The following is a 24,238-nucleotide window of genomic DNA, read 5'->3' as shown; positions in this document are numbered from 1 at the left end:
CATAGAAAAGCCTCCAGGGAGATGAGAACCGAAAAACAAGTGAACAAACCAAAAGGTTGCTCCGGGATTGTCTTGTATTTTCAGGTTCTCACGCCCGGTTGCGGATATTGCCGAAACGCGGGCACTTTACGATGGGATAAAAACAAACAACAGGGTAAACCCTGAATTACATCGGGTTACTTGTGTGATTGCGAGGCGTCTTCCAGATTTACGCCGGGATGGTGGCGATGGAGCCGCTCTGCCACGCTCACGGCCGTCTGTTCCCCCTCACCCTAGCCCTCTCCCAAAGGGAGAGGGAGAACACCCAGCCCGTAGGCCCGGTAAGCGAAGCGCCACCGGGCGATTAGGCTGCACGGCGGCCTGATGCCCTCACCCCAGGTGACATGCTCACACTTTAAACCGGTTCACGACACTTTCCAGCTCTTGCGCCTGCTCTTCCATCGCTTTGGCTGCCGACGACACTTCCGCCACCAGCGACGCATTCTGCTGGGTCGCCCCTTCAAGCTGGCACACCGCCACGTTCACCTGCGTGATACCGACGCTCTGTTCCCGGCTGGCGGTTTTAACCTGCTCCATCAGGCCAGAGACTTTACTGACGGAATCCACCAGCGTGTTCATGGTCTTCCCGGCATCCTGCACCAGACGGCTGCCGTCCTGCACGCCGACCACCGCGTCGTTGATCAGCCCACGGATCTCTTTCGCCGAGCTGGACGTCCGCAGCGCCAGGTTGCGCACTTCCGTCGCCACCACGGCAAACCCGCGCCCCTGCTCACCTGCTCGCGCCGCTTCCACCGCCGCGTTCAGCGCCAGAATGTTGGTCTGGTAGGCAATCCCGTCGATCACCCCGACGATCTCGGCGACGCGCAGGGAGGAGGACTCAATATGGCGCATTTTATCCACCGCCGAATTCATCAGCCCTGCCCCGCGCTGCGCCACCGCCGCGGCTTCGGTCGCCAGACTGTCGGCGTTTTCCGCGTTGTCCGCGTTATTCGCCACAATGCCCGCAATCTCTTCCATTGAGGCCGCGGTCTGGGTCAGCGAGGCGGATTGCTCTTCAGTGCGTGACGAAAGCGACACGTTGCCCTCGGCAATCTGATGAGAGGCCGACGCAATGGTGCGGGTGCTCGCCCCAACCTGCTGCAACAGCCCCTGCAGATAGCTCATAAAGGCGTTCACATTTCGGGCGATGGCGTTCAGCTCCTGACTGCTGTTCTCAGGAAGGCGACGGGTCAAATCGGCTCCGCCCGCAGAGAGCATAGCAAGACGTTGGCTGACGATATCGAGATTGCGCATTACGGCGCGGATGGTCAGAACAAGCACCACCCCCAGAAGCAGCAACAGCGGGATCTGAACCAGACCCAGACGGGTCAGGATGTCGCGGGTCTGTTTACTCAGCAGGCTGCTTTTGGTATCGGTTGCCACAAACCACGGGCTGCCTTTAATGGGATAGAGGAAGATGGTGTGTTCACCGTCTTCTGCGCGATAGGTCCGCTCAAGTGGCGTATCCTTTGCCTCGGTCAGCATCTCCTGCAACAGCGCGATTTCATGTCCGGGTAGCGCACTGATGTTTTTAAGCGGGGGAGTCTCTGCTGAGGCACGGCTGTAGCCAATGATTTTACCGTTGGCCTCAACAATCAGTACCCCGCCCTCAATGGGTTTCGCCATTTTGCGCGCCAGCTGATTAAAGAAGCCCAGGGTTACATCAAGCGTCGCCACGCCCCATAGCTGGCCGTTGCGGTAAATCGGCATGGCACAGTTGGTCCTCGGCTGCGCACTGGCGGCATCGATATAGGCTTCAGCCCAGACGCATTGCCCTTTTTGCGCGCGCGTCCCGGCCTTGAACCATGATTCCTGCCAGTACGCTGGCGCATCAGGGGCATTCCAGGTAGTGTTCGGGCGCAGCATGCCCTTGCGGTCCCGGGCATAAAAGGTGCTGTGTTTATCCACCCCCGGCTCACGCATGCCCGGCAATGGCCATACGCCGCCGCCAAACAGGTTGAGGTCACCGTTCTGGTTGATGAACGCCGGAAGCAGGCTGTCAATGTCAGGGCTGTTAAGCAGAGGCACGGTTTCCGTCAGGCTGCGCTGCTGCGCCTGTACCCGCGACATTTGCTGCGTAATGGCTGCCGCCTCCTCGCCAATCTGATAATGCACGCGCTGATACTCTGCTTTTAGCAGCTGCGGTGCAACGAAACGCGTGACCACCCAAAGGGTGGTTAAAATAAGCAATAAAAAGAAAGCAGAAACCAGCAATACCACTCTACTTTGCGTGGATTTAAACATAAGGGTACACTCTGAAATTAAACGTTGTCAGAGTATTCATCGGTGATTTGCGTTGAAAATGAAATTTAATACAGGTTCGAAAAGGGGACGCTTTTGTCCCCTGTTCAGGGTAACCGACGCTTAATAAGGCGTTGACTTATCGTGCAGCACCGCTTTTAACGCCTCTTCCGTAATATCGCATTTCTCCCTGCTCACTTCCGTGCTGTCGAGATAGCGCAGCAGCGTGACGCCTTCGGGTGCGGCCGTCAGCGCCGCGATGTTGTAAGGCTTCGCTTCTACTGAAGGCGTATCCGAGCCGTATAGATAGGTGTGAAAGGGCATATATTCATTGCGTGGAATTTCCCGGCGCTCTTCACTGACAAACTGTTTGTCATTCACCCAGATTTGGGCCTGCCGGTTGGGGGCGCTGGCTGGCAGCAGAGTAACGGTGTAATCATTGCACTGCGTAAGCGTAACGCGATCCGTTTTCTGCGGGGTGGACGGTGACTGGCAGGCGGCGAGTGTCGATACAGCTAAAAGCATTAACCCATATTTCATATCAGAGTCCTTTTTGTAACGTCCTGATCCAGTTAAGCAAACAATGCCTGTCGTCGCTATCAGACTTTCATTAGGCCTCCAGGCATCGTCACCCGGTTACCCCTTCACCCGCTGAAGTAACGTATTCGCCACCGTATACACCTCTTCAATCAGCACGCTGTTATTCTGCGTCACCGACGGTGCGCCGTTTTGCGCCTGCATCATCGCGTCGTCAATCAGCGCGCGAAGCTCTTTTGAGGAGCGCGCACAGCGGCTCGCCAGATTGCGCGACTCCACGGCAAAAATCCCCTCTTCGTTATGCAGCGAATAGCTGTAGGCGCGGCTGGCCAGCTGCACCAGCGTGCCGCTGCTGTCGGCAATCTGCAGCGCGGCATCGTGCAGGCCGTTCATCGCCTGAACCACGCCCGCGGTGCTTTCGCTCAGCATGGCGAGGAGATTACCGTTCGCTTCAGGTACCCGCAGCAGACGCTCATTTTCCTCAGCAATGGTGCTGGCAGCCCACGCGATCACGCTCACCAGCTCGCCAATCTCCTGCATCAGCGGCGGCAAAGGTGCGCCCAGCTCGGTTTTCAGCTGCGACGGCAGCTCTTCATTGAGGCGTGAAAGGTGCAGGTTGAGGCTGCGCAGCAGCGTCAGGGTGGAGACCAGCAGCAAGGCGGCCAGCGGCCACGGCTTATGCAGGAGGATGCCGGGGCGTTCGCCCATCCGGCGGGTGGGCACATCAATGGCCAGCAGCCACGGCGTCTCAGCGATCGGCGTCACCACCAGCGAGTGCTCGCCGCTGGCGCTGCGAAAGCGGGTATGGCGCATCCCTTCCCCGGACTCTGCCAGCAGCGCGCGCAGCGGTACCGCCATCGGCAGGCTGGCGTCGTTGAGAGATTGCACCGTCGGCGCACCGGCGGCATCGCCGATGATGCGCCCGGTGTCATCCACCATCCAGGCGCGCCCGCCAAGGCGCTCGCCGATCTCTTTGACCAGTGAATTGAAGAATTGACGGCTGGTACCCGTCTCTTCGGCGATATCGGTATCACCGGGGGCACTTTTATCCAGCGCAAAGCTTTTCAGGGTGACCACACTTTCGGTCATTGAGCGCTGCTGCGCTTCAACCCTGTCGAGTTGCTCACGTAATTGGGTTGCCAGGGCATCAACCTGCGTGCGCAGACGCTGCCCCTCGGTGCGAATAAACCACGGCATGACGCCAGCCTGCACAAGAATAACCAGAGTAATAAAAATAACGACCAGTATGACAATAAAAACCATGACATCAGCGCCTGTTCTTTTAACGGCAGCACGACGCTGCCTCTACAGGGCTATTTTATTATGCAGGCGTCAGGAAATATGCTCTTCAAACCGTTGATAACCGCGCACTTCTGTTAACGCTCAATAAAAACAATCTTGCGCACGTTGTCCCAGCGCTTAACCAGCCAGCCGTCGAGGCTGCACAGCGTGCCGCCCCAGGTGACAGGAAACAGGCACAGCACCATATAGAGCGTCTCGGGCAGATAAAAGAGCCAGCTCATCCATGCAATCAGATTCAGTCCGCGCGGAATGGTGTAAATACCCATGGTGACCAGCGCCACGGTGCTGATAATCATCAGTATCAGCGCGCTAAAGCGACTGAATAACCCCAGGGTCAACAGCAGCCCCATGCTGCATTCCAGGAATGCGACCACCACCGCCATCACGGCCGGGAACGGGATCCCCGCGTCGTGCAGGGTATCCACCATCAGCAGCTGGTTTTCGGGAACGAATAATTTATTAAACCCCGCGGTAAAGAAAAATACCCCCACCACCAGACGGCAGATCAATACGGGAAACATGGCGGGCAGATCGGACGTTTGCATAAAACGCTTCAGAGAAAACATCAGTCATCCTTGTAAAGAAAATTAATGCTGTGTATACCCTAAATAATTCGAGTTGCAGGAAGGCGGCAAAGAAGTGAATCCCCAGGAGCTTACATAAGTAAGTGACTGGGGTGAACGACTGCAGCCAACGCACATGCAACTTGAAGTATGACGGGTATAATAAATTCAATAACCTGTCTTTACTCAGTATAAATTCGCTGACCTCGTTATCAACCGCTCCCACCCCCACCCCATGCATAATTAATAAAAATAAACAGATTAAAAATAGTTAATTCAAAATAATAACAGCGTCTCATTATCAATGCTGCAGATGGCCCGTTTGCACCGTCAAAATTGCAAGTATTTGGTTTTAATATGATTAAAGCCAAACCTCTTTAAGCACCACTTTTAATACGGTTAATAACACTCCAATTAATAACCTTAATCGCGTTAAGGCTGTTATTACGAAGTGGTTGCAAAAATATGACGTAAGACATAAAAAGCATGTCGCTCTGGCCTCCGGCTAGCAATAACATGCATTCATTACTATTAATTACAATAGCCAGAAGCGATGCCCATTACACCAGAAGAATCAAATAACTATGCTAAACCATATCGCGATTGGAACGTCACTAACGCTGGATTTGCAGACCCGAGAACTTGCCCGGACGGATACGCAAGAGACCGTTACCCTTCCCCAAAGCGCGTGCCTGTGCCTCACCGCGCTGGCAGAGGCGCAGGGAGAGGTTCTTTCCCAGGAACAGCTGATGGAGATCGGCTGGCGTAGCGCCGGGGTGGAAGTCACCGACAACAGCGTCCGGGTCATGATTACCAAGCTGCGCCGCGCGTTTGCTCAACTGGACCAGCAGGAAGCCATCACGCTTATCGCCGTGACGCGCAGCGGCTATCGTCTGCTGGTGCGGGAGACAAGCAGTGAGCCCTTGCCCGCTGTTGGACCGCCGGAGGATACGCCCCCTGTTTCGCCGCCTGTAGCGGCACCTTCCGTGGCGAGCGCCCCACCCCGACCGCGTGCCGGGCTAAAGCAGAAGCTGGTTGCCCTTTCCAGCGGTCTGCTGGTGGGGCTGGTACTGGCGCTCCTGGCACGCGGCGTGATCGACTTTAGCCCACAGCCGGTCCACTTTGTGCGCTGGAACGGCCCCGGCGTGCCGCCCGGCACCCAGGTGATGGTTCAGCAAGATAAGCAGTCACAAAATGCTCTGATTGAGTCCACGCTGCAAACCTATACCCGTCACGTGCTGGACAGGCGTCCCAAAGAAACGCCAGCAGCGGTACTTTACGTCACCACCGGCTCGGAAAAAATGAGCCAGTTTCAGGGGCTTATTGCCTGCCAACAACCCTTTAAGGATTCAGGGAATGACTGCGAATCGTTCTATTTTCGCCTTTATTAAATCCCCGCTCACCCTGCTGTTTCTGGGCGGGATGGTTGCCGGGCTGGGCGGTATGGCGCTGTACGGGTTTAAAACCTCCGCGTACGCCTCGCAGTGCATCGCGCCCACGTCCTACTACGTGATTGAGGACGACAACAACGCGACGCTGGCACGCGGCATTTATCGCTCTTACCGTGACGGCTTGTTCAAGGGGCATACCACCTATATCGGCAGCATCAGCCACTTCAAAGATGGCAAGCGCGACGGGCTGCCCAAGCCCGTCAACCGTGAAGTGCGCTACGATGTGGATGTGTCGGGCAAGCGGATCCATCTGACCGTCACCAGCCAGCACCGCAAGCTCGGCGGCCAGACCACGGATCAAGATGTGACCGACTATATCTTCCCGCAAATCAAACCGGGGGAAGTGGGCACCAGCACCGTCTACCTGCTGGACGACAAAGTACTGGCCACCGGCACGGAAACCGTCGCCCGTATTGCCTGCATGAACTGACGGTTACACCAGCGCCTGAATCAGCCCGGCAAGCAGGTCAAACCCGGTGGCCATCAGGTGCTCAAAGAACGGGGCCAGCGTTTCGGCAATCAGGAACAGCGCCAGCATGCCGAAGGTCAGCGTCAGCGGGAAGCCAATCACGAAGATGGAGAGCTGCGGTGTCAGGCGGTTTAACAGCCCGAGGATAAAGTTGATGCACAGCAGCAGGGCAATAATCGGCAGCCCCAGCATCAGCCCCTGGCTGAAGATAATCCCCGCATGGGTGACCAGGTACATAAACCCTCCCGTATGCAGCGGCGTGGCGTCAACCGGCAGCGTCTGGAAGGTGTCCGCCAGCACGGCCAGCAGCCAGAGATGGCCGTTAAAGGCGAGGAACAGCAGCGTCACCAGCAGGTTGAGAAAACGCGAGATCACCGGGCTGTTCCCGGCACCGGGGTCAAAGAAGGTGGCGAACGACAGCCCCATCTGCATACCGATGATCTCACCGGCCATGCGCACGGCGGCAAACAGCAATTGCAGCGTCAGCCCCATCGCCGCACCGATAATCACCTGTTTGGCCAGCACCCAGACCCCTTCCCAGGAGTAAAGCCCCACCTGCGTTTCGGGCAGCGTGCCGCCGATCAGGATCGCCGTCAGCAGCGCCAGGCAGGCACGCAGCCGGGTGTTGACGGCCTTCTCGCCAAATACAGGGGCAACGTGCAGCAGCGCGGCAATGCGCACCATATTGAAAAAATAGTGGCTGACCAGCCCGTAGAGCTGGTCGAGAGGAATTCCAAAGGCCATCAGCCGATCACGTAGGGAATGCTGGCGAACACCGCGCGGGTGTATTCAATAAAGATTTTCATCATCCACGGGCCAAGCGCCACCGCGACGCCGACAATCATCAGGATTTTCGGGATGAAGGTCATGGTCATTTCGTTGACCTGGGTGGCAGCCTGCAAAATACTGATGATAAGACCGGTGACCAGCGCGACCACCAGCAGCGGGCCGGATACCATCAGCCCCACTTTAATCGCCTGCATGCCAATCACCATAACGCTTTCAGGGGTCATGGGTCTCTCCTAACTGTAAAAGCTCTGCGCCAGCGATCCCACCAGCAGCTGCCAGCCATCCACCAGCACAAACAGCATCAGCTTGAACGGCAGCGCAATGGTGGTCGGCGGAACCATCATCATCCCCAGCGCCATCAGAATGCTGGCGACCACCAGATCGATAATCAGGAACGGGATAAAGATAGTGAAGCCAATCTGGAACGCGGTTTTCAGCTCGCTGGTGATGAATGCCGGCACCAGAATGCTGAGCGGCACCTCTTCCGGCGAGGCGATATCCGGCGTCTTCGCGATACGGGCGAACATCGCCAGATCGCTTTCGCGCGTCTGGTCAAGCATGAACGCACGCAGCGGTTTCACCCCTTCGGTGAGCGCCACCTCCATGGTGATTTTGTTTTCCTGCAGCGGCTGCCAGGCTTTTTCGTAGATCTGGCTGAACACCGGAGACATGACAAAAAAGGTCAAAAATAGCGACAGCCCCACCAGCACCTGGTTTGGCGGCGCGGTAGGCGTGCCCAGCGCGTTACGCATCAGCCCCAGCACAATGATGATGCGGGTAAACCCGGTCATCATCAGCAGCACGGCGGGGATAAAGGTAAAGCCGCTCAACAGCAGCAGGGTTTGTACCGGCAGCGTCCAGCCGCCTTCTCCGGAAGGCTGGCCGAGGGTGATGTCACCGTTGGCCGCCAGCGCACCGGCGGCGGGCAGCATCAGGCCGAGCGCCAACAGCAGACGACGGTTCACTGCTCACCTCCCGGACGGTATTTCTGACGCAGCTTTTCCAGCATCAGCGGAAAGGTCGCCGCGGGCGCGGAGGTCTGCGGGGCATTTTCCGGGCGCGCCTGCGTGGCGAGGCAGGTAATCTGCGAGGCGGTGACGCCCAGCACCAGACGCTGCTCGCCCACGTCAACCAGTACTAGACGCTCGCGCGGCCCGAGCGACTGGGTTGCGACCACGGACATGTTGCCCTGGGCGTCGTTGAGCCGACGCGCCAGCCCGCTGCGGCGGGCGGCCCAGGCCATCACCACCATCAGCAGAATAATCAGGGCCAGCGCGCCGCTGACCGTCATCAGCACCGAGCCGGTGGCCGGGAGGGAGTTAGTGGCGTTCATCAGCGGCTCAGGCGATGCATGCGCTCAGACGGGGTGATGATATCCGTAATGCGGATGCCGAATTTATCGGATACCACCACGACTTCGCCCTGCGCAATCAGGTAACCGTTGATCAGGATATCCAGCGGTTCACCCGCCAGACCGTCCAGCGACACCACCGAGCCCTGGCTCAAGCGCAGCAGCTCTTTGATGGTCATTTTTGTGCGTCCCAGCTCCACGGTCATTTTTACCGGGATATCCAGGATCAGGTTCATCTCGTCAGAAAATTGTGGTGCAGCCATGGTGTCGGTAATTCCCGCCGCGTGCTGTTCGGTCATGGCATCACCCCAAAGATTATCGATGGACTGATCGTCAGAACCCGATGAGGTGTTCATATCGCTCATGGGGAAATTACTCCTTGTTTAATGAAAGTAATGAAGGCTGAATCATCTGCTCGACCTTCAGGGCATATTGATTGTTCACGGCACCGTATTTGGCCGTGAAGACCGGCACACCACCCACGCTGGCTTCGATAAACTCCTGCTTATCCAGCGCGATAATGTCGCCTTTTTTCATCTGCATGACGCTTGAGAGCCGGGTGCCGATATCCGCGAAACGTGCCGCAAGCTCCAGCTCCGTTTCCCGCATCTGGCTTGCCAGCAGGCCGCGCCACTGGGTATCTTCCTGACGGGAGTTGTCCATTGGCGGGTTACTCAGCAGCTCGCGCAGCGGTTCGATGGTGCTGAAGGGAATACAGATGTTGAACTCCCCGCGGTGCGAACCGATCTCCACCGAAAACGGCGTGGTGACCACCACATCGTTTGGCGACGAGGTGATGTTGGTAAACTTCACCTGGATTTCAGAGCGGATGTACTCCGTTTTGATTTTATAGATAGAACTCCAGGCAAATTCGTACGCCTCACGCGCCATCGACAGCATGCGGTGGATCACGCGCTGCTCGGTGGGCGTAAACTCGCGACCGTCGGCCTTGGTCGGGAAACGACCGTCGCCGCCGAACAGGTTATCCACGGCCATAAACACCAGCCCCGGCGAGAACGCCATCAGCGACGTACCGCGCAGCGGGTTAAGGTGCAGCAGGTTCAGGTTTGTCGGCACCGGCAGGTTGCGGGCAAACTCGTGATACGGCTGGATCTTAATGTTCCCCGCCGTAATGTCCGGGCTACGGCGCAGCAGGTTAAACAGCCCCATACGGAACTGACGGGCAAAGCGTTCGTTAATAATTTCCAGCGAATGCAGACGCTCGCGAATGACCCGGCGCTGGGTATGCGGATCGTAGGGTTTTATCCCTGCATCGGGCCGGGTGTTATGCAGATCGCTGCTGCTGTCCGCATCCGCGTTGAGCAACCGGTCGATCTCATCCTGAGATAAAAAGCTGTCAGCCATAATAATTACCGCAGAATAAATTCGTTAATAAGGACGTCAGTGACGCGAATGGACTGGTTAAACGCCAGCGGTTTATCCAGCTCATTCTGAATATTGGTAATCAGGCGGCGTTTGCCCTCATCGGTGGCTAAATCTTCATACGTCTGATGGGTGAGTAACATAAATAAGCGGCTGCGATATTCCGGCAAATATTTTTCCAGTACGGCCAGCGATTGCTGTTCAGCCAGGCGAATAGACAACCCCAGGTACAATACCCGATCCGATTCGTTCGCCGTCGGCTTCAGGCTCACGGTAAAGGTATTCATCGAGGCGTATAGCGGCTCGACTTGCACGGGCGCAGGTGCTGCGCTCGCATCGCCTTCAACCGCTTCCTGCGCCGGTTTTGCGAATTTCATTTCCCAGAACAGGTAGCCGGAAACGCCGCACGCCGCAACGGCAGTCAAAAACATGAACGTCATCAGAAGCGAGCGAGAACCTCCGCCGCTGGCGACCTTTTTATTTTTATTACTCATTGAACGTACACCTGATAAATAAGAGAGGGCAGCGTACTACCCTCGGGTCAATATGGCGGACATTGTAGTCCATATAATCATCCTGATAATCAGGCGATAAAATTTCATTCCTGAAGCTAATTCACTCCTTCAGGCAAAGGTATTAATTCCGTATATATTTCCGGGAGTGGTGGTTAATAAAGTCGGCACGATCTCCTCTTCAACCAACGGCTCTTCCCCTTCCTGTGCGCCGTGCTCATCCCCCGATGCGTTCTGGCCCTGCTCACCGGCGGCGAACGGCTGCCCTTCCGCGCTTACGTTCGCCTGGCCGAGCTGAATACCTGATTCCGCCATCGCGGCGCGCAGCTGCGGCATGGCCTGCTCCATGGCGTGACGAATGTGGGCATGTTCGCTGACGATATGGATCTGCGCCTGATCCTGCTGCATGCGCAGGGAGATCTGCAGCGACCCCAGCTCTTCCGGATGCAGGCGGATCTCCGCGCTGTGCAGCCCGTTACGGCTAAAGAGGGCGATATGCTGGCTGACCGACTGCTTCCACTCCGGCGTTTCCGGCGGATGGTTGACGGTGACAACCTGCTGCGGTGCATGCGCCACGCTGGCGCGCACGGCGGCCGACAGCGCCACGGCGCTCACCGATGAGGTCGCGGACATCTCTGCCGTGACTATCGCCTCACTACTCACCGGTACTGCGGGCTGCGCCATCAGCGGGGCGGTATTTGCCGCAGGCGTGTTATCGGCGGCGGCCATCAGGGGAGAAACGGTTTTGCCCTCCTGCACAGGGGTTTTGCCGCCCACTACGCCATTCGCAGGCTTAACCGGCTCTGACCCCGTGACGCTGCGGGTCACCAGCTGCTGCAGCTGCCACTGCGGGCTCTCCTCACCCTCACCGTCGGTGAGTGCCCCCCCTTTCAGGGCCTCTGCCAGCCCCGGCGTTGCCGTCAGCAGCATATCGTTAGCCTCCGCTGCGGGTACGTCTCCGGTCAGCTGTTCAGGCAATAAATCCGCGGGCAAGCCCGCCCCCGCCAGCGCGGCTTCCGGCAGTGCAGCCAGCGCCTGGGGGTCAAGCCCCGGGAAAAGCTGCGCCAGTTCAGCCAGCTTGTCATCCAGCGCCAGGCTGAAGCCTTCGTCTGAGAGCAACCCGGCCTTCGGTTTGCCCTGCGCTCCGCTGCCCAGTAACAGGGCGGCAATATCAATGTTCATAGCCTTTCTCTCTTTTGTCCGGCGCGCTGAGCAAATTCATCCATCAGCTTTTGTTCATGTCGGCTTTCAACCAGCGCCTGCGCCGTCGTCCGGCGTTCGATCAGGGTTTCAAACGCGTTCAGGCGCTGCTTGTTCTGCACCCAGTTCTGCTTCACCTGGTCTACCGCCTTTTCGCAGGCGTTAACGTGGCCTTCCTGCTGCTTCACGACCTGCTTCAGCGACAAAATAAACGACTGGTGATTGACCAGATCCGCCACCGACATGCCGCCGCCCATCATCCCCTGACGCAGGGACTGCTGGTACTCCTGCTCGTAGTGCTGCAGCTGTTCGTGCTGAGTCATTGCCTGCTGGAGCTGCTGCTGCGCACCGCCCAGCGCGCGGGTGGTTTCCGTCAGCGTCTCTTGCGCCATATCGCGCAGCAGCGTCATGGGGTTTTTCACATTCATCGCGCCTCCGGATTAGTCCTTGATATCCGGGAAGAGCCCGGACAGGGCGCGAACGGCGTCGTCATAGCCGCTGCGCTCGTGGATCGCCTGGTGGAGGAACGCCTCCAGCGACGGGTATGTGTCGATAGCCTGATCCAGCATCGCGTCGCTGCCTTTGACGTACGCGCCCACGCTGACCAGATCGCGGTTGCGCTGATACGCGGAAAGCAGCTGTTTAAAACGTTGTACCTTGCGGTACTGGGCATGCGGGATAAGCTCGGTCATGGCGCGGCTGATCGAGGCTTCAATATCGATAGCCGGATAGTGCCCCGCCTCGGCAAGACGACGCGACAGCACGATATGGCCGTCGAGGATCGCTCGCGCGGAGTCGGCAATCGGATCCTGCTGATCGTCCCCTTCGGTGAGCACGGTATAAAACGCGGTGATTGAACCGCCCCCTTTTACGCCGTTACCGGTGCGTTCGACCAGCGCGGGCAGGCGGGCAAAGACCGACGGCGGATAGCCTTTGGTCGCGGGCGGTTCGCCAATGGCAAGCGCCACTTCACGCTGCGCCATGGCGTAACGCGTCAGGGAGTCCATGATCAGCAGCACGTTGAGGCCGCGCTCGCGAAAATCTTCCGCGATGCGCGTCGCGTAAACGGCCCCCTGCATACGCAAAATCGGCGAAACGTCAGCCGGGGCGGCAACCACCACCGCCCGCGCCAGCCCCTGTTCGCCGAGGATATTCTCGATAAAATCTTTCACCTCGCGGCCACGCTCGCCAATCAGCCCCACCACGATGACGTCAGCGGTGGTAAAACGGGCCATCATGCCGAGCAGCACGCTTTTGCCGACGCCGGAACCGGCGAACAGGCCCATACGCTGCCCGCGCCCTACCGTCAGCAGGCCGTTGATGGCGCGCACGCCAACGTCGAGAACGTTTTTGATCGGGTCGCGGTGCAGCGGATTAAGCGTTGGAGTAAACAGCCCTGCCGCCGGTTTCCCCGGCGCGGGGCGGCCATCCAGCGGACGGCCCTGCGCATCCAGCACCCGGCCCAGCAGGTGCGGGCCAACGGGCAGCTGTTTACCGGCGTGGCTGTCGCGTTGCAGGGCATAAATACGCGCCCCCGGCAGAATGCCGTCGACGTGTTCCAGCGGCATCAGGAACAGCGTCTGGCCGTTAAAGCCCACCACTTCGCTCTCAACCGGGATAATCCCCTGTTCCGTCTGGCGCTCAACGATACACAGCGCGCCGATCGGCAGCTTCAGCCCCACGGCTTCCATCACCAGACCGGTGGCGCGCGTCAGCTTGCCGTACTGGCGAAAATCGGGCACCTGAGTGAGTTTCTCTTCCACCCGGTCGAGGGCCGAGAGCCACGTTTTTAGCTGCTGGCTCATTGCGAGAGCTCCTCGCGCGCCAGCTGGCAGAGCGCCTGCCAGCGGGTTTCCATGCTGGCGTCCACCTCCACATCCGGGGAGACCACCCGGCAGCCCCCGGCGGCCAGGCTGGTGTCGCGATGCAGCTCCCAGCCCATCGCGGCAAGCGTCTCGCCCAGCGCCGCCTGCACGACGTCAAACGCGTCCGGGCTGACATACAGCTGGATGGTGCCGTGCAGCAGGGCATCCTGCTGCATCAGGCTGCGGATCTGCGTCACCAGAGCATGGTTATCTGCGATGCGGGAGGTGCCGTAGAGCTGCTGCACCGCCGTCAGGGACAACTGCACCAGACGGGCCGGGATCAGCCCTTCGAGGTTTTCCAGCGCCAGCTTAAAGTTGCTGACCCACAGCTCGGCCTCGCGCAACAATGCCTGTTGTTCAACGCGCGCCTGCTCGAGGCCCTGGGCAAAACCGGCGTCGCGACCCTCTTTCAGCCCCGCCTCATAGCCCTGTTTGCGGCCCTCTTCCTGGCCCTGCTGTTGCCCCTGGGCAAACCCCTGCTGTTCCGCCTGCTTGCGCAGACGCGCCAGTTCAGCTTTCAGTTGAGTCTCAGACTGGGTGTTGTCCAGCGTGGGCAGCGGGGTGTCCAGCGGTTCACCCAGCAGATTTTCAGGTTGCCAGCTCCGCCACTCGCGGGCGTTGTTATCATCAAACGTAGGCATCGTCGCTGCCTCCAATCAGGATCTCGCCGGCCTCGGCCAGGCGACGCACCACGTTGAGAATGTTTTTCTGCTCGGCTTCGACCTGCGACAGACGCACCGGGCCACGGGAGGCCAGATCGTCGGTCATCAGCTCCGCCTGACGACGGGACATGTTGCGGAAGAACTTCATGCGCAGCGGCTCGTCGGCCCCTTTCAGCGCGATGATCAGCGTCTCGCTCTCGATCTCCTGCAGCAGACGCTGGATGCTTCTGTCTTCCACTTCCACCAGGTTTTCGAACAGGAACATCTCGTCGATGATCTTCTGCGCCAGCTCGCCGTCGAACTCGCGTACCGCCTCGATGGCCGCCTCTTCCTGGTGCGATTTCATCAGGTTGAGGATCTCGGCTGCCGGACGGACGCCGCCCATCTTGCTGCGCTTGAGGTTCTGACCGTGCAGCAGGTTGTTCAGCACTTCCGTCAGCTCCTGCAGCGCGGCAGGCTGTACGCCGCCGAAAGTGGCGATACGCAGCATAATGTCGTTACGTTCGCGATCGTCGAATTTGCCCAGCACATCCGCCGCCTGGTTACGCTTAAGGTGGACCAGGATGGTGGCGATGATCTGCGGATGCTCCTCACGGATAAGATCGAAGACCGACTGTGGCTCCATAAAGTTGAGCGTTTCGATGCCGTTGGTGCCCTGATGGGTATCCAGCAGATCTTCCAGCAGCGAGGAAGCACGCTCTTCACCCAGCGCCTTGACCAGCACGCTGCGCAGGTAGTCGTTGGTATTGAGGCTGAGCGCCGCGTATTCGCTGGAGTCTTTCTTAAACTCCTCCAGCACCATTGCCATCTGGTCGTGAGTAAAGCCCGCCATGTTGACCATTGAGGCACTGATCTGCTTCACCTCGTGGGCGTTGAGGTGCTTGAACACCTCCGCCGCCAGGACATCTCCCAGCGTCAGCATGACGATGGCGCTTTTATCTGAGGCATTCATTATTTCGGCTCCTTACTCATCCACTGGCGGATCACCAGGGCGATAACGCGCGGCTCCTGCTCTGCCAGCTCACGCAGCTGTTGACCATTGAGTTCCGTATCCACTCGCTGTTGCGCACGGTCGCGGTTGTTTTTCTCCGCTGCACGTTTTTTCGCAGCAATTTGTTCTTCGCGCGCCTCTTTTTCCATCTCCAGACGACGGATAGTGGTCTCCTGATGGCGGATCCAGGCGGGCTGCACCAGCTTGCGCCACATCACCCAGGCGATAATGGCGATGACCAGATAGCGGGCGATAGCCATTAACAGCGCGTAGAAACGATCCTGCTCCCAGAACGGCGGAATCGGTTCTTCCACTACGCCGTTAAAGGCGGAGTTGAGGATGTTGACGCTGTCACCACGGCTGGCGTTGTAGCCAATCGCCTCTTTGACCAGCGCGTTAATGCGGGTCAGCTCGGCCTCGCTAATCGGCCCCGGTTTGCCCTCTTCCCCCTGCGGCAGGTGGTTGATCACCACCGCGACCGACAGGCGCTGGATGCGTCCGGCATTGGATTTGGTGTGGGTCAGGGTGCGATCCACCTCAAAGTTGGTGGTCTCATCACTGCGGTTGTTATACGGCTGCGCCGTCTCACGGCTGGCGCTGCTGCCGGTGGTTTTCTCTTTTTTGTCATCCGCTGGGGTATTGAGCGGCTGGGTCAGCGGCGCGGTGGCCGGTGCCGGTGGCGTGTTGCTCAACGCACCCGGCACGCCGCCCGCGCCACGGCGATTACCCTGCTCGGCCAGACTTGACTGACGGCTGCGGATCGCCATTTTTTCAGGGTCGCTGTTCGGCTGGTACTGCTCCAGGGTCTGCTCCTGCTCGGTGAAATCCATCTGCGCGGTGACCTGAGCGCGGATGTTTTCGTCCCCCACCAGCGGGGCGAGAATGCGCTGGATGCGCTGCTGGTAGTCGCTCTCGATTTCATTGGTGTATTTCAGGTGCGCCGTCTGCAGGCCGCGCATCCCGCTCTGGGTGAGCAGGTTGCCGCGCTGATCGACAATGGTCACGCTCTCTGCCGCCAGCCCGGTCACCGCGCTGGAGATAAGATGAGTGATGGCCACCACCTGGCTGTCATCCAGGGTGCGGCCCTGCAGCAGGTTAACGGTGACGGACGCGGTCGGTTTCTTCTGTTCGCGAACAAACATCGACGGTTTCGGCGTGGCCAGATGCACGCGCGCGCTTTGGATCGGGCCGAGATTTTCAATGGTGCGCGCCAGCTCGCCTTCGAGTGCGCGCTGGTAGTTCACCTGCTCGGTGAACTGGCTGACGCCAAACTTCTCCCGATCGAGCAGTTCAAAGCCCACCGAGCCGCCCTTCGGCAGCCCCTGCTGGGCCAGCTTCATGCGCACCTCATGCACCTGCGAGCCCGGCACCATGATCGCGCCGCCCGGCGTATCAATACGGTAAGGGACGTTGAGCTGAGACAGCTGCGCCACGATGGCGCCGCCTTCTTCATCACTGATATTACTGAACAGCACCCGGTAATCCGGCTCCTTTGCCCAGAACATTAGCGCGATGATGACGGATAGCGCCGCAGCGCCGCAAATCACCAGCAAAAGCTTCGGGCTGCCGCGAAGTGAGGACAGCATCGATTTAATTCGCTCTGCCGGATTGTTGGTTAACTCATTTAGTGTGGCACTCATGCCGTATTCCTGTATGAAATAGCACGCATCAGCGATGCGCGTCAGCTCACGAAATTCGCGAGAGTGATGTCGACGATTTCAAAAATATAAGAATTTTTCAGGCGGGCATTATCGTCTGAAAGGCGTTTTTTTTAAGGATAAATAAGCTCAAAGTTCTGTCGGCTTATTGGATTTTCTGAGGTTTTTAAAGACGTGTTAAGCTGTCGACGTTTAAAAGATGTGCAATAAACAGTGGCTTTTATCCCATTAATCAGGAATTGAAAAATGTCAGCGACATTAATGCGTGGCGTACTCGATCAAATACAAACCCAGGCGCAGCAGGTCAGCGGCCCGTCTAACCAGCGCCACACCTCGCGCGGTGACGCCCCCGCCTTTTCTGACGTTTTATTTAACAGCATTAACGAAATAAATAAAACCCAGGTTGAGGCAAAGAGCAAAACACAGCAATGGATGTCTGGAAGTCACGATATTGCCCTGAATGACGTGATGCTGGCGATGCAGAAATCCTCTATTTCATTTAGCTTTGGTATGCAGGCGCGAAATAAGATGATTGGCGCGTACCAGGAAATAATGAATACCCCGGTTTAAGGTCTGCCCCCTTCTATGAGTGAAATTAACAGCACGCCTGCACGCTTATCCCTGAATACGCTTTCTCTGACTGACAGCGAATTACAGCGTGTCGGGAAATTAATCTATAAGCGCGCCGGCATTGTCGTCAACGCGCAAAAGCGAGAGATGATTTTTAATCGTCTCTCTCGTCGCGTGCGCACGCTGGGGCTGGCCACGTTCAGCGAGTATATCGGCCTTCTTGAGTCGCACTCAGAGCACCCGGAATGGCAGAACTTTATCAACGCGCTGACCACCAACCTGACCTCCTTTTTCCGCGAGGCGTATCACTTCCCGATCCTCGCGGAACATGCGCGCCAGCGCGCTAGCGGCTATCGCGTCTGGTGTACCGCCGCCTCAACGGGGGAAGAGCCCTGCTCTATCGCCATGACGCTGAACGAACAGCTTGGCGCGTCGGTGGCCGGGCCGCGCCTCTGGGCGTCGGATATCGACACTGAGGTGCTGGCTAAGGCCGAAGCGGGCGTCTACCGACTGAGCGACCTGGACGCGCTGACGCTGGCGCAAAAGCGCCACTACTTTCTGCGCGGGGCGGGCGACAACAGCGAATGGGTGAAAGCCCGGCGGGAACTGCTGTCGGCCATTCACTACCAGCAGCTTAATTTACTCGATGAAAAGTGGTCCGTTCCCGGGCCGTTCGACGCCATTTTCTGCCGCAACGTGATGATTTATTTCGACGCGCCGACGCAGCAGCGTCTGCTGCAGCGCTTTGCGCGTCTGCTTAAGCCGGGTGGCCTGCTGTTTGTGGGTCATTCGGAACACTTTAACTATCCACATATTCCGCTGCGCCTGCGGGGGCAGTCGGTGTATGAACTGACGGAGGCCACACGGTGAAGGCAATTCGTGTGCTGGCGGTCGATGATTCCGCCCTGATGCGTAACATGCTCAGCGCGGTGGTCAATCAGCAGCCTGATATGGAAATGGTCGGCACGGCGCCGGACGCGTTTATCGCACGGGAGCTGATTAAGCAGCTTAACCCGGACGTGCTGACGCTGGATATCGACATGCCGCGGATGGACGGGCTGGAGTTTCTCTCCCGCCTGATGCGCCTGCGCCCGATGCCGGTGATTATGGTCTCCTCCCTGACCACCCGGGGGTCGAAAGCCACTATGACCGCGCTGGAGCACGGTGCGGTGGATTTTCTGCCCAAGCCGGAGCACCGCGGCGCGGAGAATATCGACAGCTGGAGCCAGCTGGTGGTGGACAAGATCCGCATCGCGGCTCGCGCGAAGCTGGCACAGCATAGCGCCGACGCCAGACCGATCCTCGCCGGTATACCCGTGCGTCAACAGAGCATTATCGCCATCGGTTCGTCCACGGGTGGCACAGAGGCGCTGCGCCGGGTGTTGATGACGCTTCCTGTCAGTACGCCGGGCATTGTCATCGCCCAACATATGCCAGCCGGTTTCACCCACTCTTTCGCCCAGCGACTCGACTCGCTGTGCCAGATTGCGGTGCGCGAAGCACAGGATGGTGAACCGGTTTTACCGGGCACCGCGCTGATTGCGCCGGGCGATCGCCACATGGAGGTCATCTGCCAGGACAACGGCTACCGGGTCAGGCTCAGCGATGCCCAGCCGGTGAATCGTCATCGTCCGTCGGTGGATGTGCTGTTTGACTCCGTGGCGCGTCAGGCCAGCAAACACGCCAGCGCCGCCCTGCTGACCGGCATGGGCGCGGACGGCGCGCGCGGCCTGCTGCACTTGCGCCAGACCGGCGCCTTTACCCTTGCACAGAGCGAAGCCACCTGCGTGGTATTCGGCATGCCGCGTGAGGCGATTGCGCTGGGCGCAGCGAAGAAGGTCGTCGACCTCGACGATATCAGCCAGTGCTTACTGGACAGTTTCCATAAACATAACCTTTCCAAGACCGACTCACGACGTTCAGGAGATACCCCCCATGTCGGATAAAAATTTGCGTTTTCTGGTGGTTGACGACTTTGCCACCATGCGACGCATCGTACGAAACCTGCTGCAGGATCTGGGCTACAAGCACATTGACGAGGCCGAAGACGGTCAGGACGCGCTCAACAAGCTGCGCGCTGACAAATTCGATTTCGTCGTCAGCGACTGGAACATGCCCAATATCGACGGGCTGGAGCTGCTGAAAACCATCCGCAGCGATGCGGCGATGTCAAAGCTACCGGTCCTGATGGTGACCGCGGAAGCGAAGAAAGAGAACATCATCGCGGCCGCACAGGCGGGCGCCAATGGCTACATCGTTAAGCCGTTTACCGCTGCCACGCTGGAAGAAAAGCTCGGCAAAATCTTTGAAAAACTCGGGTAACCCTTATGAACTCCCCGTTAAATATGCAGGCGGATAACGCCACAGAGATTTTTGTTCGCATCGGACAGCTGACCCGTCTGCTGCGCGACAGCATGGCGAACCTCGGTCTGGAACAGGCGATTATGGAAGTCGCAGATGCCTTTCCGAACACTCGCGACCGCCTCAACTATGTGGTCGGCAAGACGTCGCAGGCCGCCGATCGCGCGCTGACCAGCGTGGAAGTGGCGCGTCCCCTGCAGGAAGGGCTGAGCGATAACGCTACCGCGCTGAGCGCCCGCTGGGACGCCTGGTTTGAAAACCCGCAGCCGCTGGATGATGCCCGCGAGCTGGTCAAAGCGACCCGCGCCTTCCTGCACGACGTGCCGGAGAAGACCCAGCAGACCAACCGTCAGCTGACCGAAATCATGATGGCGCAGGATTTCCAGGATCTCACCGGTCAGGTGCTGCAAAGCCTGATGCACGTGATTGAGACCGTTGAGAAAGAGCTTATCAGCGTGCTGGTGGAAAACATGAACGAACGCGACGCCAGCGCCGCCGCCGGTGATGCGCATCTAAAGAACGGTCCGCAGATCGATACCCGCGCCGAGGGCATTGTGGCGTCTCAGGAGCAGGTGGACGATCTGCTGGAGTCACTCGGCTTCTAATCCCGCCGGGCGAATGTCATGTCAGAACAAAACGACAGCGAAAAAACAGAAGACCCCACACCCCACCGAAAGCAAAAAGCGCGCGAAGAGGGACAGGTTCCCCGATCGCGCGAGCTGACGAGCGTACTCATGCTGCTGGCAGGCTGGGGGTTGCTGCTGGTGGCGGGCGGCTGGCTGGCAAAACAGCTGCAGCACCTGCTGCATAACGGCTTAACGTTTGACCGGCTGTTAGTCAGCGACCCGCAGCAGATGCTGCATCACGCCGCATCGCTGCTGGGGATCGCCTTTCTGGCCCTGCTGCCGTTCGTGGGCGGGCTGTTTTTGACCGCTGTCGCCACGCCGTCGCTGATTGGCGGCCTGAATATGAGCGCCAAGGCCCTCAAATTTAACGTCAAAAAGCTCAACCCGATCAGCGGCATCAAGCGTCTTTTTTCCGCGCAGATGGTGTCGGAGATGGTGAAGAGCATTCTGAAGGTGACGCTTGCAGCCATCGGCGGCGGGCTGTTTTTGTGGTTCAACAAAGGGAAATTTATCAGCCTGATGTATGAACCGCTGCGCATGGCGCTGGGCGATATCAGCGCCCTGCTGATGGGCTGCATGCTGGTCATTATTTTATCGCTGATCCCGATGGTGGTGTTCGACGTGGTTTACCAGCTCTGGAGCAACTTCAAGAAGCTGCGCATGAGCCTGAAGGAAATCAAAGACGAATTCAAAAATCAGGAAGGCGACCCGCTGATCAAAAGCAAGATTCGCCAGCTGCAGCGTCAGATGGCGCAACAGCGAATGATGACCGATGTCCCCACCGCTGACGTGGTGGTGAATAACCCGACCCACTATTCGGTCGCCCTGAAGTATCAGGAAGGTGCCATGGGCGCGCCGATGGTGGTTGCCAGCGGTAGCGGGCTGATTGCCTTGCGCATCCGCGAACTGGCCGAAGAGAACCGGGTCCCTATGCTTGAGGCGCCGCCGCTGGCGCGCGCCCTGTATCGCCATTGCGAACCCGGCACACCGGTTCCCGCCGAGCTGTACAGCGCGGTGGCGGAAGTGCTGGCCTGGGTTTATGGCCTTAAGCGCTGGCGTAAAGGCTATGGCTTACGTCCGCTGACACCTAAAGATCTTCCCGTTCCGACGGGGATGGATTTTGCACAAGAGAGTAGAAAGTGATGGCCAATATCGCCACCAAATTACGATTACCCAACATGAAGGAAACCCAGTGGCAGGTGCTGGCCGGGCCGGTACTGATCATGACCATCCTGGCGATGATGATCCTGCCGCTGCCGACCTTCGTGCTGGACCTGCTGTTTACCTTCAATATCGTGCTGTCGATCATGATCCTGCTGGTCGCCATGTTTACCCAGAACACGCTGGAGTTTTCGGCGTTCCCGACGGTGCTGCTGTTCTCCACCCTGCTGCGTCTGGCGCTTAACGTCGCCTCAACGCGTGTGATCCTGATGCACGGCCATACCGGCTCCGATGCGGCAGGCCAGGTGGTAGAAGCCTTCGGTCACTTCCTGGTGGGCGGCAATTTCGCCATCGGTATCATCGTGTTCATCATTCTGATCATCATTAACTTTATGGTGATCACCAAGGGTGCCGGACGTATTGCGGAAGTGGGTGCGCGCTTTTCTCTCGACGGGATGCCGGGCAAGCAGATGGCGATTGACGCCGATCTCAATGCCGGACTGATCGGTGAAGAGGAAGCCAAACGCCGCCGTAAAGAGGTGACGCAGGAAGCGGATTTCTACGGCTCGATGGACGGTGCAAGTAAGTTTGTGCGCGGCGATGCCATCGCCGGGCTGCTGATTATGGCCATCAATATTATTGGTGGTCTGGTGATCGGCGTAATGCAGCATGACATGTCCGTGGGCGTGGCCGGTGAAACCTATACCCTGCTGACCATCGGTGATGGTCTGGTGGCGCAGATCCCGGGGCTGGTGATCTCCACCGCCGCTGGTGTGGTGGTGACCCGCGTCGCCAACGATCAGGACGTGGGCGAGCAGATGGTGGGCCAGCTGTTCACCTCTCCGCGCGTGATTGTGCTGGCGGCGGGCGTGATTGGCCTGCTGGGGCTGATCCCCGGTATGCCTAACTTTGTGTTCCTGCTGTTTACCGCCGCGCTGCTGGGTGTCGCCTGGTGGCTGCGCGGCCGCGAAGGTGAAGCGAAAAAATCCCCGGGTACAATGTCAGATGCCGATGCGGCGGACGCTGACGTGGCGCAGGTCAACGAAGCCACCTGGTCTGACGTGCAAATGGAAGATACGCTGGGTCTGGAAGTGGGTTATCGACTGATCCCGATGGTGGATCACGAGCAGCAGGGCCAGCTGTTGACCCGCGTGCGCGGCATTCGCAAGAAATTCGCCCAACAGATGGGCTTCCTCCCCCCCGCCGTGCATATTCGTGACAACCTGGATCTGGCGCCAACGCACTATCGCATCCTGCTTAAAGGGGTCAACATTGGTTCTGGTGAAGTTCAGCCGGATCGCTGGATGGCGATCAACCCTGGCTGCGCCGAGGGCGAGGTTCCCGGCACGCCGTGCACCGAACCCACCTTTGGTCTACCGGCCCTGTGGATTGACGAGGTTCACCGCGAACTGGCGCAGACGCTGGGCTACACGGTAGTTGACCCGAGTTCAGTGGTGGCAACGCACCTCAACCATCTGATCGCCACCCATACCGAGGAGCTGTTTGGCCGTCAGGAGGCGCAGCAGCTGCTCGACCAGATCACCAAAAACTCGCCGAAACTGGTGGAAGATTTGATCCCGGCGGTCATCAGCCTGACCACGCTGCACAAAGTGCTGCAGAACCTGCTTGCCGAGCGCGTACCGATTCGCGATATGCGCACCATTATCGATACGCTGGCGGAGTTTGCCACCGCCCAGAGCGATGCCGATGAGCTGACCACCCGCGTGCGGGCGCGGCTTTCCCGGGCGATTACCCAGCAGTGGTTCCCGGGCGAGGACGACATTCAGCTGATTGGCCTGGATCTTTCGCTGGAGCAGCTGCTGATCCAGGCGACCCAGAGCGGAAGCGCCATTGAGCCGGGCATTGCCGAAAACCTGATGAAGCAGACCGAACAAGCGCTGCTGCACCAGGAAGGATTAGGCGCACCGCCGGTGCTGTTGGTGAATCCGGCCCTGCGCCAGATGCTCTCGCGCTACCTGCGCCGCATCTTCCCGCAGCTGGCAGTGCTTTCCAGCCAGGAGATTAACACCCAGCGCAATGTGCGGATGACGTATCTGATTGGGGGCAAAGGATGAGGCGATTAATGCTGGGGCTGGTGCTGGTTTCGCCGCTGGCGCGGGCGGCGGACGGATCGTGGAGCGGTGAGAGCTTTGGCGGTGTGATGACCCATGGTCAGATGGTCGTGAAAAGCAAACCGGTACACAGCCCCTCTTCCCTGTCGGCCAGCGCTGTTGCATCGCATGTACACTGGAAAATTCATATGGACGGTCTGACCCCCGTCGGGTTTCGCATTCGCCTGTGCAGCGCCACACGCTGCCTGACGTTACCCGGCGTTGCCGGAGAGCAGCCTCTGCCTGCGGGGATGTCCGCAGCAGGGCCGTTTCGTTTCGAGTACTATTCCGTGGCGGGAGGTCGCCTCAACGTGCCGCTGACGGTGCTGAGTAATCAGATCACGGTGAGTTATCGCAATCCACGTTAAGCGCGTGCTTTACCGGTTTGCCGGTAAA

Annotated in this window: 27 protein-coding genes; 10 read left to right on the top strand and 17 right to left on the bottom strand. The window is 58.7% G+C overall.

The genetic code is table 11. The features are described 5' to 3' along the window. Window positions 1-387 precede the first annotated feature (387 nt). From V5P19_RS02690 to V5P19_RS02675, 4 genes are all read right to left on the bottom strand, one after another. Entirely contained in the window at window positions 388-2,283 is a 1,896-nt protein-coding gene (locus V5P19_RS02690; protein ID WP_334399877.1) for a methyl-accepting chemotaxis protein, read from the bottom strand. 120 nt (window positions 2,284-2,403) lie between these two features. Beyond that, complete coding sequence (locus V5P19_RS02685) at window positions 2,404-2,820, bottom strand: hypothetical protein (RefSeq protein WP_320387191.1); 417 nt, start codon at window positions 2,818-2,820, stop codon at window positions 2,404-2,406. A gap of 96 nt (window positions 2,821-2,916) precedes the next feature. Next, entirely contained in the window at window positions 2,917-4,080 is a 1,164-nt protein-coding gene (locus tag V5P19_RS02680) for a methyl-accepting chemotaxis protein (protein WP_334399872.1), read from the bottom strand. Between the two features lie 113 nt (window positions 4,081-4,193). Beyond that, the gene (locus V5P19_RS02675; RefSeq protein ID WP_334399870.1) at window positions 4,194-4,685 is read right to left on the bottom strand and encodes a DoxX family protein; all 492 of its coding nucleotides are present in this window, start codon (window positions 4,683-4,685) and stop codon (window positions 4,194-4,196) included. 581 nt (window positions 4,686-5,266) lie between these two features. Here V5P19_RS02675 and V5P19_RS02670 point away from each other — a divergent pair. After that, the gene (locus V5P19_RS02670) at window positions 5,267-6,073 is read left to right on the top strand and encodes a winged helix-turn-helix domain-containing protein (protein WP_334399868.1); all 807 of its coding nucleotides are present in this window, start codon (window positions 5,267-5,269) and stop codon (window positions 6,071-6,073) included. Further along, window positions 6,039-6,563 (top strand): hypothetical protein, encoded by a 525-nt coding sequence (locus V5P19_RS02665; protein ID WP_134348011.1) that lies wholly within the window; start codon window positions 6,039-6,041, stop codon window positions 6,561-6,563. The genes V5P19_RS02670 and V5P19_RS02665 overlap by 35 nt, the downstream gene beginning before the upstream one ends. Window positions 6,564-6,566: 3 nt before the next feature. Here V5P19_RS02665 and fliR read toward each other — a convergent pair whose 3' ends face one another. The 13 genes from fliR to fliF form a co-directional block, all read right to left on the bottom strand. Next, window positions 6,567-7,346, bottom strand: a complete 780-nt coding sequence (gene fliR, locus V5P19_RS02660; RefSeq protein ID WP_334399866.1) for a flagellar biosynthetic protein FliR — start codon at window positions 7,344-7,346, stop codon at window positions 6,567-6,569. Beyond that, the gene (gene fliQ, locus V5P19_RS02655) at window positions 7,346-7,615 is read right to left on the bottom strand and encodes a flagellar biosynthesis protein FliQ (protein ID WP_134348009.1); all 270 of its coding nucleotides are present in this window, start codon (window positions 7,613-7,615) and stop codon (window positions 7,346-7,348) included. The genes fliR and fliQ overlap by 1 nt, the downstream gene beginning before the upstream one ends. Window positions 7,616-7,624: 9 nt before the next feature. Then, on the bottom strand, window positions 7,625-8,323 hold the full coding sequence (gene fliP / locus V5P19_RS02650; RefSeq protein WP_047024887.1) for a flagellar type III secretion system pore protein FliP: 699 nt from the start codon (window positions 8,321-8,323) through the stop codon (window positions 7,625-7,627). Between the two features lie 29 nt (window positions 8,324-8,352). Next, window positions 8,353-8,724 carry a flagellar biosynthetic protein FliO gene (gene fliO / locus V5P19_RS02645; RefSeq protein WP_334399864.1) on the bottom strand — a complete coding sequence of 124 codons (372 nt, stop codon included), beginning with the start codon at window positions 8,722-8,724 and terminating at the stop codon, window positions 8,353-8,355. Continuing rightward, window positions 8,724-9,107, bottom strand: a complete 384-nt coding sequence (fliN, locus tag V5P19_RS02640) for a flagellar motor switch protein FliN (RefSeq protein ID WP_046888408.1) — start codon at window positions 9,105-9,107, stop codon at window positions 8,724-8,726. Before fliN ends, fliO begins: the two co-directional genes overlap by 1 nt. A gap of 7 nt (window positions 9,108-9,114) precedes the next feature. Next, complete coding sequence (gene fliM, locus V5P19_RS02635; RefSeq protein ID WP_134348007.1) at window positions 9,115-10,107, bottom strand: flagellar motor switch protein FliM; 993 nt, start codon at window positions 10,105-10,107, stop codon at window positions 9,115-9,117. A gap of 5 nt (window positions 10,108-10,112) precedes the next feature. After that, entirely contained in the window at window positions 10,113-10,619 is a 507-nt protein-coding gene (locus V5P19_RS02630; RefSeq protein ID WP_334399860.1) for a flagellar basal body-associated FliL family protein, read from the bottom strand. Between the two features lie 129 nt (window positions 10,620-10,748). Beyond that, entirely contained in the window at window positions 10,749-11,819 is a 1,071-nt protein-coding gene (locus V5P19_RS02625) for a flagellar hook-length control protein FliK (RefSeq protein WP_334399858.1), read from the bottom strand. Further along, entirely contained in the window at window positions 11,816-12,265 is a 450-nt protein-coding gene (fliJ, locus tag V5P19_RS02620) for a flagellar export protein FliJ (protein ID WP_134348004.1), read from the bottom strand. The genes V5P19_RS02625 and fliJ overlap by 4 nt, the downstream gene beginning before the upstream one ends. 12 nt (window positions 12,266-12,277) lie before the next feature. Further along, complete coding sequence (fliI, locus tag V5P19_RS02615) at window positions 12,278-13,642, bottom strand: flagellar protein export ATPase FliI (protein WP_334399855.1); 1,365 nt, start codon at window positions 13,640-13,642, stop codon at window positions 12,278-12,280. Then, complete coding sequence (locus V5P19_RS02610) at window positions 13,639-14,343, bottom strand: flagellar assembly protein FliH (protein ID WP_334399853.1); 705 nt, start codon at window positions 14,341-14,343, stop codon at window positions 13,639-13,641. Before V5P19_RS02610 ends, fliI begins: the two co-directional genes overlap by 4 nt. Continuing rightward, entirely contained in the window at window positions 14,330-15,316 is a 987-nt protein-coding gene (fliG, locus tag V5P19_RS02605) for a flagellar motor switch protein FliG (protein ID WP_134348001.1), read from the bottom strand. Before fliG ends, V5P19_RS02610 begins: the two co-directional genes overlap by 14 nt. Further along, window positions 15,316-16,995 carry a flagellar basal-body MS-ring/collar protein FliF gene (gene fliF / locus V5P19_RS02600; protein ID WP_334399850.1) on the bottom strand — a complete coding sequence of 560 codons (1,680 nt, stop codon included), beginning with the start codon at window positions 16,993-16,995 and terminating at the stop codon, window positions 15,316-15,318. Before fliF ends, fliG begins: the two co-directional genes overlap by 1 nt. A 264-nt stretch (window positions 16,996-17,259) precedes the next feature. Here fliF and fliE point away from each other — a divergent pair, with 264 nt between their 5' ends. Genes fliE through V5P19_RS02560 form a run of 8 tightly spaced genes read left to right on the top strand, consistent with a single transcriptional unit; the run spans window position 17,260 to window position 24,210 of the window. Next, window positions 17,260-17,583: a flagellar hook-basal body complex protein FliE gene (fliE, locus tag V5P19_RS02595; RefSeq protein WP_334399848.1), complete on the top strand. Its 324-nt coding sequence runs from the start codon at window positions 17,260-17,262 to the stop codon at window positions 17,581-17,583. Window positions 17,584-17,598: 15 nt separating this feature from the next. Then, complete coding sequence (locus V5P19_RS02590; RefSeq protein WP_134347998.1) at window positions 17,599-18,453, top strand: CheR family methyltransferase; 855 nt, start codon at window positions 17,599-17,601, stop codon at window positions 18,451-18,453. Then, entirely contained in the window at window positions 18,450-19,529 is a 1,080-nt protein-coding gene (locus tag V5P19_RS02585; RefSeq protein WP_334399845.1) for a chemotaxis response regulator protein-glutamate methylesterase, read from the top strand. Before V5P19_RS02590 ends, V5P19_RS02585 begins: the two co-directional genes overlap by 4 nt. Then, entirely contained in the window at window positions 19,519-19,905 is a 387-nt protein-coding gene (cheY, locus tag V5P19_RS02580) for a chemotaxis response regulator CheY (RefSeq protein ID WP_334399843.1), read from the top strand. The genes V5P19_RS02585 and cheY overlap by 11 nt, the downstream gene beginning before the upstream one ends. 5 nt (window positions 19,906-19,910) lie before the next feature. Further along, on the top strand, window positions 19,911-20,549 hold the full coding sequence (gene cheZ / locus V5P19_RS02575) for a protein phosphatase CheZ (RefSeq protein WP_134347996.1): 639 nt from the start codon (window positions 19,911-19,913) through the stop codon (window positions 20,547-20,549). Between the two features lie 18 nt (window positions 20,550-20,567). Further along, entirely contained in the window at window positions 20,568-21,713 is a 1,146-nt protein-coding gene (gene flhB / locus V5P19_RS02570) for a flagellar biosynthesis protein FlhB (RefSeq protein WP_334399840.1), read from the top strand. Beyond that, entirely contained in the window at window positions 21,713-23,806 is a 2,094-nt protein-coding gene (gene flhA, locus V5P19_RS02565) for a flagellar biosynthesis protein FlhA (protein ID WP_334401112.1), read from the top strand. Before flhB ends, flhA begins: the two co-directional genes overlap by 1 nt. Continuing rightward, window positions 23,803-24,210 (top strand): flagellar protein FlhE, encoded by a 408-nt coding sequence (locus tag V5P19_RS02560; RefSeq protein WP_334399838.1) that lies wholly within the window; start codon window positions 23,803-23,805, stop codon window positions 24,208-24,210. Before flhA ends, V5P19_RS02560 begins: the two co-directional genes overlap by 4 nt. Window positions 24,211-24,238: the final 28 nt, after the last annotated feature.

The sequence above is a fragment of the Enterobacter sp. UNJFSC 003 genome (genome assembly GCF_036903355.1).
Classification (GTDB): Bacteria; Pseudomonadota; Gammaproteobacteria; order Enterobacterales; family Enterobacteriaceae; genus Enterobacter.
The sequence above is the reverse complement of the archived record's forward strand: the minus strand, read 5'-3'. Positions and strand labels throughout refer to the sequence as shown.